General features: G+C 74.5%; 7 protein-coding genes. 1 reads left to right on the forward strand and 6 read right to left on the reverse strand.

The features are described from left to right. Positions 1-21: 21 nt before the first annotated feature. The 5 genes from IE118_RS14845 to IE118_RS14865 all read right to left on the reverse strand — a co-directional run bounded on the left by IE118_RS14845 (position 22) and on the right by IE118_RS14865 (position 9,686). Positions 22-1,725, reverse strand: coding sequence for a serine/threonine-protein kinase (locus IE118_RS14845; protein WP_189558366.1), 1,704 nt, complete (start codon positions 1,723-1,725; stop codon positions 22-24). Between the two features lie 91 nt (positions 1,726-1,816). Continuing rightward, positions 1,817-3,103 (reverse strand): serine/threonine-protein kinase, encoded by a 1,287-nt coding sequence (locus IE118_RS14850; protein WP_189558367.1) that lies wholly within the window; start codon positions 3,101-3,103, stop codon positions 1,817-1,819. Positions 3,104-3,184: 81 nt separating this feature from the next. Continuing rightward, entirely contained in the window at positions 3,185-4,822 is a 1,638-nt protein-coding gene (locus IE118_RS14855; RefSeq protein ID WP_189558368.1) for a serine/threonine-protein kinase, read from the reverse strand. 159 nt (positions 4,823-4,981) lie between these two features. Then, complete coding sequence (locus IE118_RS14860; protein ID WP_189558369.1) at positions 4,982-7,510, reverse strand: serine/threonine kinase C-terminal domain-containing protein; 2,529 nt, start codon at positions 7,508-7,510, stop codon at positions 4,982-4,984. Positions 7,511-7,664: 154 nt separating this feature from the next. Then, positions 7,665-9,686 (reverse strand): serine/threonine-protein kinase, encoded by a 2,022-nt coding sequence (locus tag IE118_RS14865; RefSeq protein WP_189558647.1) that lies wholly within the window; start codon positions 9,684-9,686, stop codon positions 7,665-7,667. 171 nt (positions 9,687-9,857) lie between these two features. Here IE118_RS14865 and IE118_RS14870 point away from each other — a divergent pair, with 171 nt between their 5' ends. Next, a complete protein-coding gene (locus IE118_RS14870; RefSeq protein WP_189558370.1) occupies positions 9,858-10,952 on the forward strand; it encodes a serine hydrolase domain-containing protein in 1,095 nt (364 codons plus the stop codon). 127 nt (positions 10,953-11,079) lie between these two features. Here IE118_RS14870 and IE118_RS14875 read toward each other — a convergent pair whose 3' ends face one another. Continuing rightward, the gene (locus IE118_RS14875) at positions 11,080-12,786 is read right to left on the reverse strand and encodes a glycerol-3-phosphate dehydrogenase/oxidase (protein ID WP_189558371.1); all 1,707 of its coding nucleotides are present in this window, start codon (positions 12,784-12,786) and stop codon (positions 11,080-11,082) included. Positions 12,787-12,852 lie beyond the last annotated feature (66 nt).

Here is a 12,852-nt window from a genome sequence, read left to right on the forward strand (position 1 = left end):
TGCCGTCGCGGCGCGGCGCGTTCAGAGCTTGTGGACGTCCCACGCGTCGATGACCGTACGGGCGATCCTCCGGCCCTCCTCGGCGAAGTGGCCCTTGCCCGGGTAGACGATCCAGAGCCGGTACATGTCGCCGTCCTTGCTCCGGTAGTACATGACCCGCGCCTCGTGCACCACGGGCGTCGTGGCGGTCGTCGTGTAGACGATCGTGTTCGTGGCCGCCTCGCGGTCCTTGTACGTGGTCTCGCGCGGCTGCCCCACGGGTGGGGGCTCGGAGGCGATGCCCCAGCCGTACTCGCCGTCCTTGAGCTCGTTCCAGTGCGCGAACGCCTGCTCCGACGCCGATGCCGCGATGTCGCCGTCCTTGTCCTCGGACCTGAGGTCGCGGTCGCTCTCGATGCGCACCATCCCGCTGGGGTCGGTGAAGGAGACGACGGTCCCGTCCGCGTCGTCGGCGGGCTTGTCCTTGACGAATCCGTCCGGCACCGCGAGGGACACGCCCGGCCGGTCGCCCAGGTCGTGCGTCTTCCAGCCGTCCGGGAGGGGGCCCGCGAAGGGGTCGGCGAGCACCAGGTACGCCGCCACCGCCCCGGCGACCACCGCGGCGCCGAGCGCGGTCAGCGCCCTGCGGCCGATCCGGATGCCCTTGGCGTCGTGGCCCGGCCCGGGGAGCGGGCCGACCCGGGTCGGCTGCGGGGCGGGCGGGTTCGCTGCCGCCTCCAGGACGGCGCGGACCTGGGCGGCGTTCGGCCGGCGGGCGGGGTCCTTCTGCAGCAGGGCGGTGATGATCTCGGCGAGCGGCCCCTGCGCGGAGGCGGGCGGCGCCGGGGTGGCGTTGAGGACGGACTGGAGGGTCGCGGGGGTGTTGCTGCGGCGGAACGGGGAGACGCCCTCCGTGGCCGCGTACAGCACCACGCCGAGCGACCACAGGTCGGACGCGGGGCCCGGGCGCTGGCCCAGCACCCGCTCGGGAGCGATGTACTCGGGCGAACCGACGAAGCCGCCGGTGTCGGTCAGATTGGTCTCGCCCTCGATCTGGGCGATGCCGAAGTCGGTGAGCACGACCCGGTCGTACCGGCCGAGCAGCACGTTGTCGGGTTTGACGTCCCGGTGCAGGATGCCCGCCGCGTGCGCGGCCTCCAGCGCGCCGAGCACCTCCAGGCCGACCCTGGCCGACTCGCGTGCGGACAGGGTGCCCTCGTCCTGCAGCACGGCGCCCAGCGAACGGCCCTGGACCAGCTCCATCACGATCCACGGACGGCCGTCGACCACCGCGACGTCGTGGACCTCGACCACCGCGGGGTGGTCGAGCCGGGCGGCGGCACGGGCCTCGCGGCGCATCCGCTCGAAGGCGTTGGAGCGTTCGCGTTCGGGAAGGTGGTCCGGGACGCGCGGCTCCTTGACGGCGACCTCCCGGTCCACCGTCTCGTCCTTGGCCCGCCACACCGTGCCCATGCCGCCGTGCCCGAGCTTGGCGAGCAGCCGGTACCGTCCGGCGATGAGCCGGCCGGTGCCGGGGTCGGGGCCGGGCGCGGTCGCCCGGTGCGGCGCCTGGTCCTGCCCCTGGCCGTGCGGGGGCGGTGTCCGCGGTTCGCGCGGCGGGACCACCTGGGTCGGTGCCGCGTACGGGTTGCCGGGGTGCGGTATCGCCGCGGGCGGGTTCGGCGGTTGCAGACCAAAACTGGTGGGCTCGTCGGCCCCGCTGCGGGCTCCCCCGTTGCTGCTCATGGTTCATCCATATCGTGCGGGGCCCCCGCGTATCCACCGCGGACGTCCACCGGTCACAGACCCGTGACCGTCGCCGGAGCTTATCTCCCTTTTATGACCCTTTGGAGTCGGCCCGTGGTGAGGAACCCGACATCGAGGGGCCCGACAGCGAGGGGGTGGCCGTCGTGGCGCGGGACTGCGACGGCAGGGTCCGCTGCGGGCTGGTGGTCGTGGGGACGGGCCCGGGCGGCCGGGGCCCGGGTACCGACGCGCCGGGCGGGGTCTCCGGGGCCGTGCTCGTCGGGGTGCCGCCTCCGTCCCCGTCCCGGTCCTGGAGGAGCAGTGCCGCCGCGGACACGCCCGCCCCCGCCATGGCGGCGACCGCCAGTGCGGCCACCAGCACGCCCCGGGTGGGCTGCCGCCGTACGGGAGGCTCCCCGGGGGCGCCGGGCACGGCCGTCTCCGTCCGCCACGCGGCGAACCTGCGGCGGGGCAGGACCCGGTCCGGCGGCAGGAGGTCCAGGGGCACCGATTCCGGGGTGCGGCCCGTCGCGAGGAACGCCCGCAGCATCCGCTCGGCCCCGTCCGCGTCCAGCCGGCGGTCCGGATCGCGTTCCAGCAGGCCGCGCACGACGGGGAGGATGGGGGCGGCCTCGGCGGGCGGCCGGATCTCGTCCACCACGACCGCGTGCAGGACCCCGCTCAGCGAGTCGCGCCGGAACGGCGACTCGCCGCTGAGCGCCGCGCACAGCAGCGCGCCCAGCGACCACAGGTCGGACTCGGCTCCCGTCCGCGCGCCCGACATCCTTTCGGGCGCGGTGTATTCGGGGGAGCCGACGAAGGAGCCGCTCTCGGTGAGCGTGGTGGAACCCGACACCTGGGCGATGCCGAAGTCGGTCAGCAGGACCCGGTCGGTACCGTCCTCCAGCAGGACGTTGGCGGGCTTGAGGTCGCGGTGCAGCACGCCGGAGGCGTGGGCGGCCCGCAGCGCGCCGAGCAGGTCGACACCGATCCGCGCGGCCTCCGCGGCGTCCACCGGACCCTGTCCGGCGACACGGTCGGCGAGGGACGGCCCCTCGATCAGTTCCAGGACGACGTACGGGCGTTCGTCGTCCTCGACGACGTCGTGGACGACGATGATGTTCGGGTGGCTCAGCTGGGCCAGGGCCCGCGCCTCGCGCAGGGTGCGGTCCCGCTGCCGCCGGGCCTCGGCCGCGGAGAGCGTGTCGTCGAAGGGGAGTTCCTTCACGGCGACGCTCCGCCCGAGCAGGAGGTCGGTGGCCCGCCAGACCACGCCCATGCCGCCGCGCCCGATCATCGCCTCCAGGCGGTAACGGCCCGCGACGACACGGGCATTGCGTCCCGCGTTCCCGTTCTCCGGCTCCCCCTCGGTCACCATGAGCCCATGATGCCCCACCGGATGTGTCCGCTCCGGTACGGCGATTCGGCCAAGCGGCCCGCGGGCGCCCGTCCGCGGGGGTCAGGGCTCGCGCCAGCCCCGCAGGATCGTCCGGAACTGCTCGCGGGTCGTGTCCCAGTCCTCCGCCGGGCCGGCCATGTAGAGGGCGTACTCGACACCGTCGCGCGAGAGGTACATCTGGTCGATCGCCCGGTAGGGACCGGGGAACTCGGTGTCCTTGGCCAGCGCCGTCCAGCTGTACTCCAGCCGGGCGCTGTCGCGGTCACGGTAGGTGAGGCGTTGCAGGCCGAGCCGCTGGTAGTCGACCAGGCGGCGGCCCACCTGCTGGTCCAGGTCGCGCAGGTGCTCGTAGGGGTCGTCGAAGTCGGGGGAGTCGTCGGCGGCGATCCGCAGGAAGTGCTTGCCGCCGTCCGGCGTGTAGTCGACCTGGCGGGTCTCCTCGTCGAAGACGACGCGCTCCCAGTCCTCGCCGGGCAGCACGACGGTGAAGCCGAACGGGTCGGTGCGGCGCACCCATCCCTCGGGGAGGCCGTCCGTCTCCTGCGCCCCGCCCGACTTCGTGCCGCCGGGCGTCGGGGCGGGTCCGGAGCTCTCGGCGGGGCCGGCCGCGGCGCCGCCCCCGTCCCACTGCCGGAGCACCACCGCGGTTCCCGCGCCCACGATGACGGCCAGGGCGACGACCAGGGCGATCACCCGTCCGCGGACCCGGCGGCGCGGTGCGGCGGGCGGCCCGTACGGCTGCTGGACGGCTGTGGGGCCGCCGCCGCGCGGGGGGTGCGGCGGCTGCGCGGCCGTGGGGTACCCCTGCGGCCCACGCTGCTGCGGCAGGGGTACGTGGGCGTCCACGGGCCGGGTCGGCACGAACTCCTGCGCGGCTGCCGGGCGGCGCCCCTCGGCGGCCTCGGCCAGCATCTGCTCGGCCCGTGAGGCGTCGGGCCGGGTGGCCGGATCCTTGCGCAGCAACGCGCTGATGACGGGCGCGAGCGGGCCGGCGTGCCGCGGCTCCTCGGCCTCCTCCTCGACGACGGCCTGCATGGTGGTCAGCGGTGAGGTGCGGCGGAACGGCGACACGCCCTCCACCGCCGTGTACAGCGTCGCGCCGAGCGCCCACAGGTCGGAGGAGGGGCCGGGGTCGTGGCCGCGGACCCGCTCGGGCGCCAGGTAGTCGACCGAGCCGACGACCTCTCCGGTGCGGGTGATGGCCGTGTCGCCGTCTATCTGGGCGATGCCGAAGTCGGTGAGCAGCACCCGGCCGTCACGGGCGAGCAGGACGTTGCCCGGTTTGACGTCGCGGTGCAGGACGCCCGCGGTGTGGGCGGCGCGCAGGGCGCGCAGCACCCACAGGCCGATCCGGGCGGCCTCCCGGGGATCGACGTGTTCCTGTTCCTTCACCGCGTCGGCGAGGGAGTGGCCCTCGACCAGTTCCATGACGATCCACGGCCGGCCGTCGTGCTCCAGCACGTCGTGCACCGTGACGACGGCGGAGTGGTTGATCCGCGCGGCGGCCCGTGCCTCCGCGCGGGTGCGCGCCAGCAGCATGGCCTGCTCGCTGTCGGAGACGTAGAGCGCCGCGGTGAGTTCCTTGATGGCGACGGAACGGTGCAGCACCTCGTCGTGGGCGCGCCACACCCGGCCCATGCCACCGCTCCCGATGGAGTCGCCGAGCCGGTAGCGGCCCGCGACGAGCGAGCCCTGCATCTGATTCACGTTGCCCCGCAATGGTCTTGACAGGCTCAGGGTAAGTACCCCGGACCATCCTGGGAACCGACGCCGTGCCATGGAGACCGCACTGTGATGGTTCTCGCTGATCGGGCCGGGAGGCAACCAGAACGCCCTCGTCTGCGTGCGGTCCGTGGTTCAGCCGGTGAAGCGGTAGGTCGCCGAGGCCTGCTCGTACAGCCGTGTCACCTCGTCCCGTTCGGCCTCGGGACCGCGCACCTGCACCACGTGGTAGCGGCCGTCGATGAGCGCCGCGAGGTTGCGGACGTACAGCTCGCCCTTCCCGCCGGTCCAGGTGAACTGGCCCTCCGCCATGGTGCGTCCGCCCACCTCGATGGTCTTCAGGCCGGTGGAGGTGGCCCAGCTGGAGTCGCGGTAGGGCTGGAGCTCGCGCTCGTCGTCACGCTGGTAGGCCATGGGGTCACTGCCGAAACGCGCGGCGCTGTCCCGTCCGGGGACGACGATGAGCTCGAAGTCGCCGCGCGAGTAGACGACCTGGCCGCTGCCGTTCTTCCCGGTGCGCTGCCAGTTCTCGGCGACGGCGACCCGGAACCCTTCCGGGTCCTCGCGCAGGGTGAAGCCGTCCGCGACCTCGGGGCCGGTGGTCTGGGTCTCCTGGTCGGCGGCCGACTCCTCGGGGCTGCTCTTCGGGGTGTCCGCGGGGTCGCCCCCGGGCTCCGGGGAGTTCTTCCCGGCGTCCGGCGGGTTCGGCGCGGCGCTGACCTCGCCGCCGGCGCCGGTGCGGTCGGCCGACGCTCCCGGGTTCTCCTCGCCGGACTTCGGCATGAACAGCACGGCGTACGCGATCGCCGCGGCCATCGCGAGCAGCACCAGCAGGAGCAGGGTCCGGCCCAGCCGGCGCGGGGAACCGGCGGGCTTCCTGGTCCGCTTGTGCCGTCCCTGGTGAGCGGGCAGCCCGGCGCGGCGCCGGCGCACCAGCTCACCCCGGCGCCGTATGACCGGCAGCCGGCTGGTGTCGGCGGGCGGTGCCGCTATCACGTGCACACCGGCCTCGGGCTCGGGCGCCGACCGCACCAGGGACCGCAGCCAGCCGCGCAGTTCCTCGAAGTCGGGCCGCTCGGTGGGGTCCTGACGCAGCAGCGACTCCACGACCGGGCGGAGCGGACCGCACTCCTCGGCGAAGGCGGGCGGCTCGGAGCACACCATCTGCACCAGCTCGGCCGTCGAGTCCTCCGGGTAGGCGGCGTGTCCCTGCACGGCCCGGAACAGCAGGGAGCCCAGCGCCCACAGGTCGGTGGCGGGCCCGATGGGCGCGGCCAGCTGCCAGTTCTCGTGCACGGGGCCGGCCTGCTCGGGCGCCCAGCGCTCGGTCACGGGGCCGACGACGGCCATGCGCGCCTGTCGCGCCCGCTCGGCGGCCAGCGCGGTGGTCGGGCCCCGGCGGGCGGGGGTGTGCGCCACCAGGTCGTCCCAGCGGGCGGACGGGGCGGCGGCGCCGGGTCCCGCGGCCGCTTCGAGGGCACCTGGTCCCACGGGCCCGGGCGGGAGCCCGGCGGGGCCGCCTGGGCCGCCTGGGCCGGCGGGACCGGTGCGGGGCGTGACCGCGGGCCGGCCGCCGGCCGGGGCGACACCGTACGGATCGGCTATCTGCCCCGGGGGGACCGCGCGGGGCGGTGAACCGTCGTCCTCGGGGGCCGGGCGGGCTCCGGGCAGCGCCGTACGACCGCCCTGCTGGGCCTCCTGCACCCGGGCGGCGGCACGGGTGCCCGCCCGGTACGCGGCGATGGCACCCGCCCGGGCGGCGCGCACGTCTCCCGCGCTGTCGAGTGCCTTGGGGGCCGCGGCGGGGGTGAGACCGCCCGGACCGGTGGGGCCGCCGCCGGTCAGCCGGCCGGCCCGCGCCTCGATGGCGGCCCGGCGCGCGGCCTCGGGGTCGGGACCGGGGCCGGGGCCGGGGGCGGGACCGGGGCCGGGTTCGCGGGCGAAACCGGGCGGCCAGGACGGGCCGCGTCCTGCCTCCGGTGCCGGTGCCAGGGCCTCGCGGGCGCCGCCCTCGGTGGCCGGCTCCGGTTCCGGGGCGGGCACCGGGTCGTAGCCGCACAGTGCCTCCTCGGCCGCGCCGACCGCGAGACCGGTCAGCATGACCCGGCCGTCGTCGCAGACGAGCACCGTGCGCGCGGTGATGTTGCGGTGCACCCAGCCGTGGGAGTGCAGCACCCGCAGGGCCGTCAGCACCTCGGAGGCGACCTCCGCCGCCCGGTAGGGGGACAGCGGCTTCTCGGCGAGCAGGGCGGCCAGCGGGCGGGCGGCCACGAGTTCGCTGACGATCCACAGCGAACCGCCCTCCGCGAACACGTCGAAGACCTGGTCCAGGCGCGGATGGTCGGGGATGGCGGCCGCCGCCTGTGCGGCCTCGACCGCGCGCCGCACCACCGGGTCGGCGGGCCGCCGGGTGCCGGCGCGCGCGGCCCCGTGTCCGGGACCGCCTCGCCGTGCGCTGCCGTCACGGGCGGTGAACCCGTCGGGCAGTCCCTCGGCGTCGAGCACCTCGGCCTCGACGACCTCCGGCAGGGGGACCTGCCTGACCAGGACCTCCTGCCCGCTGTAGGTGTCGAAGGCGCGGGTCTCGGTCAGTTCGTACTCGTCGGAGGGGGGCAGCGGCAGGCGGTAGCGGTCGGCGAGAACCCGTCCCGCATAGTCGTCCACGATGCCTCCCCCGGTTCTACGGTCGGTCAGTTCCGTTCGCCGTGCGGGCCGTTCCGGCTTCGTACGGTCCGCAAGCACTCACGATACGTGCCGGAGGCAACCCGCAGAGAGGGGATGTCCACATCCGGCTGCCCTTTCCGGGAACCCCGCGCGGTCAGGACTTCGGCCGGAAGGTCTCGGTCAGCGTCCGCCAGGTGTTCTTGCGCAGGTCGCTGTCCCACTGGCCGGCCTTGGCCGTGTACATCAGCCCGTACCCGAGCCGGTCGTTGACCACGGTCCCGCGGTCGATGGACCGGAACGTGGTCCCGTCCGCCACGTAGGTGAACTCCCAGTCGGCCGTCTTCCAGCCCCGGTACTCCACGGCCTCGATGCCGATCCGCCGGTACTGGGAGCGCACCATGCTGCGCTCCTGGTTCTTCCAGTCCGCGACCGGGTCGTCCTTGGGGGTGGTCGTCCAGCCGATGAGCAGCTTCTGCCCGTCGGGCCCGGTGAACCGGTCCCCGGCCGCTCCGGAGGACTGGAACTTCCAGCCCTCGGGCAGTCCGATGGAATACCCCTGGCTCCCCTTGTGCGTCTGCTTCTCCGTCGTGGCGCCGCCGTCCCCGGCGGAGCCGCCGGTCTCACCGGCGCCCGGGGCCGGCGTGCCCGTGCCCGACCCCGTCTCCGTGGCCGACGGCCCGCTGCCCTGCCCGTCGGTGCGGGTGCCGCCGCTTTCGTCGTTCTTGGTGTCGGCGCCCGGTTCCCGGGAGGCGGCGGTCCGGTCGGCACCGCCCTTCGCGCCCTGGCCGCCCTCGTCGTCACCGCCGCTGAGCACGACGGCCAGGACGACGCCGAGGACGACGAGGACCGCGACCACCGCGATGGCGACCAGGGTCCGCCGCGGCACCACGTCGGTGAGCGACGCCCTCGGCGCGGGCCGGGCCGGCAGGTCCGGCGGCGTCATCACGGGCCAGCCGGAGCTGCGCCCGCCGGTGCCCGGCTGCTGCCGCGCGGCACCCTGCGCGCCCGGCGCGGCCGCCGCTGCCGCAGCGCCGGTGGCGGGCGCGGCGGAGGAGTCCGCCGGGTCCGCCGCGGACGCGGGGCTGCCGGTGGCCGGCCCGGACTCCGCAGCGCCGGTGCCGTTGCCGGACTTGGCGCGGGCCGCCGCGGCGGCGCCCGCCGAGCCCGCCGCCACCGCGGCCTTGCGCACGGAACGCAGCGCGCCCCGCAGCTTCTCCCCCGCCTCCTCGCCCCGCTTGCCCCCGGTGTCGCGTTCGCCGGGCTGCTCGGGCAGCGGTACGACCTTGGTGGCGTCCGCCGGTTCCTGCTCGGTCTCCTGGTGGTCGGGCGCGTTGACGATGGCGCTCAGCAGGACGCGGGCGCCGCGGTCGTCGAGCCGCTGGGCGGGGTCCTTGGTGAGCAGTCCGTGGATGACGTCCCGGAGCGGTCCCGCGTTCTTCGGCTCCTCCAGCGGTTCGGTCATCACCGCCGTGAGCGTCGCGATGGCGGAGCCCTTGTCGTACGGCGGTGTGCCCTCCACCGAGGCGTAGAGCAGCCCGCCGAGCGACCAGAGGTCGGCGGCCGGCCCGGGCTTGTGTCCGCGCGCCCGCTCCGGGGAGATGTAGGAGGGCGCGCCGACCAGCATGCCGGTGGAGGTGATGGAGGGGTCGCCCTCGACCTGGGCGATGCCGAAGTCGGTGAGGACGACGCGGCCGTCCTCGGCGATCAGCACGTTGGACGGCTTCACGTCACGGTGCAGGATGCCCTCGCGGTGCGCGGAACGCAGCACGTCGAGCACGGCGAGGCCGACCTCGGCGGCGCGCCGCGGCTCCAGCAGGCCGTCCTCCCGGATGACCTCGGCGAGGGACTTGCCCTCGACGAGCTCCATGACGATCCAGGGCCGGTCGTCCTCCTGCACCACGTCGTAGACGGTCACGGCGCTGGTGTTGCGGATCCGCGCGATCGCCTTGGCCTCGCGCAGTGTCCGCGTGATCAGCCGCCGCTTCTCCTCCTCGTCGATGCTCGACGGGAAGCGGAGCTCCTTGACGGCGACGGTCCTCCCCAGGGTTTCGTCCTGGGCACGCCACACCGTCCCCATGCCGCCGCGGCCGAGCACGTCTCCCAGCCGGTACCGCCCGGCGAGGAGACGTGCGCTCTTGTCCTGACGGGATGTCCCCGCCCGCTCCGCCTCCGACATGCGTCCCCTCATGCAACCCGCCCTGACAGAGCCTTCATTGTCCCTCACCCGACAAGTGCCCGACGCCCAGGGTGCCCCTGTCCGCGCGCCGGACGCCTCGCGTACGGAACCCGGCCGGGGGGCGCGTGCCCCGGCCCTGCATGATGGCCTCCCCGACAGGAAGGACCCGGGATGCCGCCGCTTCGGACCCTACTGGCCCTTCCTGTGGCCCTGGCCCTGCTCGCCCTGGCCCCTGCCGCTTCCCCGGCTCCCGCCGTCCCGTCCGCCGCTGCTCTCCTTCCGGTGCTGGTCACGCGGGGTGGTGCCCCTGCCGCGGCCCTGCTGGCCTCGGACGTGACGGGCCGGCGCCATGCCCGATCGGGTTCCGGAATCGGCCGCGCGGACCACTTCCGTGCCGGGAGCATCACCAAGACGTTCCTCGCCACGGTGGTGCTGCAACTGGCCGAGGAAGGGCGCCTGTCGCTGTCCGACTCCGTGGAGCGGCATCTGCCCGGTCTGGTGCGGGGAGCCGGCAACGACGGCCGCGCGCTGACCCTGCGCTCCCTGCTCACCCACACGAGCGGTCTGCACGACTTCGCCACGGACACCCGGGGCACCGTCGCGGTGACGCCCCTTCAGGCCGTACGCATCGCGCTCACCCACCCTCCGGCCGCATCCGGCCGCTTCGCCTACTCGAACACCAACTACGTCCTGCTCGGCCTGGTCGTCGAACAGGTCACCGGCCGCTCGTACGCCGACGAGACCGAGCGCCGTGTCCTCACTCCCCTGGGTCTGACGGGTACCTCCTTCCCGGGCTCCCTCACCTCACTGCCGCGTCCGCACGGCCGCTCCTACGCCGCCGACGGAACCGACGTCACCCGCCTCGACCCGCGGGTGGCCGGCGCCGCGGGCGAGTTGGTGACCACGCTCGCCGATCTGGACCGCTTCTACGCGGCCCTGCTCGGCGGTGAACTGCTGCCCCCGCGCCGGATGCGCGAGATGCTCGGCACCCGCACCGCACACGGCTCGTACGGCATGGGGCTGTTCCCTGTGACGCTTCCGTGCGGCACCACGGTGTGGGGACACAACGGCCGCATCTCCGGCAGCTACGTGCGCACCGCGGCCACGGCCGACGGCCGGCACGTCGTCACCTTCCGGGTGAACACGGACGCGATCGCGGACCCCGGTCTCGAGTCCGCGGTACTCGCGGCCGAGTTCTGCCCTCGCACCTTCTGGAACGACCGGGTTCCGAACGAAGATCCCGGTTTCCGCCACCCGTTCGAGTGATGCGAGGCGGCCGCCACCCCGAGGGACACGGGTGCGGCCGCCAGGACCACCGACGGCATGCCCACGGACAGCAGCGGGCACGGAGGTCACGGCCACCACGGACGGCACGGCGCCGGCGGGGGGCCGGTCACCGGGGTACGACGTCCGGTGCGCCCAGCCGCGCCGCGTCCGCCGTCAGGTCGTCGGGCTGCCGCTGGGACTCGCGTTCGGCCTCCACCCGCTTCTCGTAGTGCTCCACCTCGCGCGCGATCTGACCCTCGTCCCAGCCGAGGACCGGCGCCATCAGCTCGGCGGCCTCACGGGCGCAGCGCGTGCCCCGGTCGAACGTCTCGATCGAGATGCGGGTGCGCCGGGTCAGCGCGTCGTCCAGGTGACGTGCGCCCTCGTGCGAGGCGGCGTAGGTGATCTCGGCGCGCAGGTAGTCGTCGGCCGACTTCAGGGGCTCGCCGAGCGAGGGGTCGGCGGCTATGAGGTCCAGGACCTCCTCCGCCATCGTGCCGTACCGCTGCAGCAGGTGTTCCACCCGTACCTGGTGCAGTCCGGTGCGCGCGGCCGTCCGTGCCCGCGCGTTCCACAGCGCGTGGAATCCGTCCGCGCCGACCAGCGGCGTCTCCTCGGTGACGCAGCCGGCGACCCGCACGTCGAGTCCGTGCACCGCCGCGTCCACCGCGTCCTTGGCCATCACCCGGTACGTCGTGTACTTGCCGCCCGCCACCACGACCAGGCCGGGCACCGGGTGGGCCACGGTGTGCTCGCGGGACAGCTTGCTCGTGGCGTCCGACTCGCCGGAGAGGAGCGGCCGCAGGCCCGCGTACACGCCCTCGACGTCGTCCCGGGTCAGCGGCACCGCGAGTACCGAGTTCACGTGTTCGAGCAGGTAGTCGATGTCCGCGCTGGACGCGGCCGGGTGCGCCTTGTCGAGGTCCCAGTCGGTGTCCGTCGTGCCGACTATCCAGTGCCGGCCCCAGGGGATGACGAACAGGACGGACTTCTCGGTGCGCAGGATGAGCCCGGTCGTGGAGTGGATGCGGTCCTTGGGGACGACCAGGTGGATGCCCTTGGAGGCCCGTACGTGGAACTGTCCCCGCTCGCCGACCATCGCCTGGGTGTCGTCGGTCCACACGCCGGTGGCGTTGACGACCTGTTTGGCGCGGACCTCGTACTCGCCGCCGCCCTCGACGTCCCGCACCCGGGCCCCGACGACCCGTTCGCCCTCGCGCAGGAAGCCGGTCACCCGGGCGCCGTTGGCGGTCCTCGCGCCGTACGCCGCTGCCGTGCGGACGAGGTTCGTCACGAAACGGGCGTCGTCCATCTGGGCGTCGTAGTACTGCAGGGCGCCGACCAGGGCGTCCTTCTTCAGGCAGGGGGCGACGCGCAGGGCGTGACGGCGGCTCAGGTGCCGGTGCACGGGCAGTCCCCGGCCGTGTCCGCGGGCCGTCGCCATGGTGTCGTAGAGCGCGACGCCCGCTCCGGCGTACAGCCGCTCCCACCCCTTGTGCTGCAACGGGTACAGGAAGGGCACCGGCCGCACGAGGTGCGGAGCCAGCCGCTCCAGGAGCAGGCCGCGCTCCTTCAGCGCCTCCCGGACGAGCGCGAAGTCGAGCATCTCCAGGTAGCGCAGGCCACCGTGGATCAGCTTGCTGGACCGGCTGGAGGTGCCCGAGGCCCAGTCACGCGCCTCGACCAGGCCCGTGGTCAGGCCGCGTGTCGCGGCGTCGAGGGCCGTGCCCGCGCCGACCACTCCGCCGCCCACCACCAGCACGTCCAGCTCGTGCTCCGCCATGGACGCGAGTGATTCGGCGCGCTGCGCCGGCCCCAGTGTGGCTGTCCTCACGCTGCCTCCCGCTGTCGGTCGCATCGGCCTCACCCACGGGGCGAAGCCCGGCCCCCCACCCTCATG

It is taken from the genome of Streptomyces pilosus (genome assembly GCF_014649835.1).
Lineage (GTDB): Bacteria > Actinomycetota > Actinomycetes > Streptomycetales > Streptomycetaceae > Streptomyces > Streptomyces pilosus.

Excerpts from the sequence above, each read along its gene's own strand:
- IE118_RS14870 (WP_189558370.1), top strand. The coding sequence starts at position 9,858 with ATGCCGCCGCTTCGGACCCTACTGGCCCTTCCTGTGGCCCTGGCCCTG.
- IE118_RS14865 (WP_189558647.1), bottom strand. The coding sequence starts at position 9,686 with ATGTCGGAGGCGGAGCGGGCGGGGACATCCCGTCAGGACAAGAGCGCA.
- IE118_RS14855 (WP_189558368.1), bottom strand. The coding sequence starts at position 4,822 with ATGCAGGGCTCGCTCGTCGCGGGCCGCTACCGGCTCGGCGACTCCATC.
- IE118_RS14845 (WP_189558366.1), bottom strand. The coding sequence starts at position 1,725 with ATGAGCAGCAACGGGGGAGCCCGCAGCGGGGCCGACGAGCCCACCAGT.
- IE118_RS14850 (WP_189558367.1), bottom strand. The coding sequence starts at position 3,103 with ATGGTGACCGAGGGGGAGCCGGAGAACGGGAACGCGGGACGCAATGCC.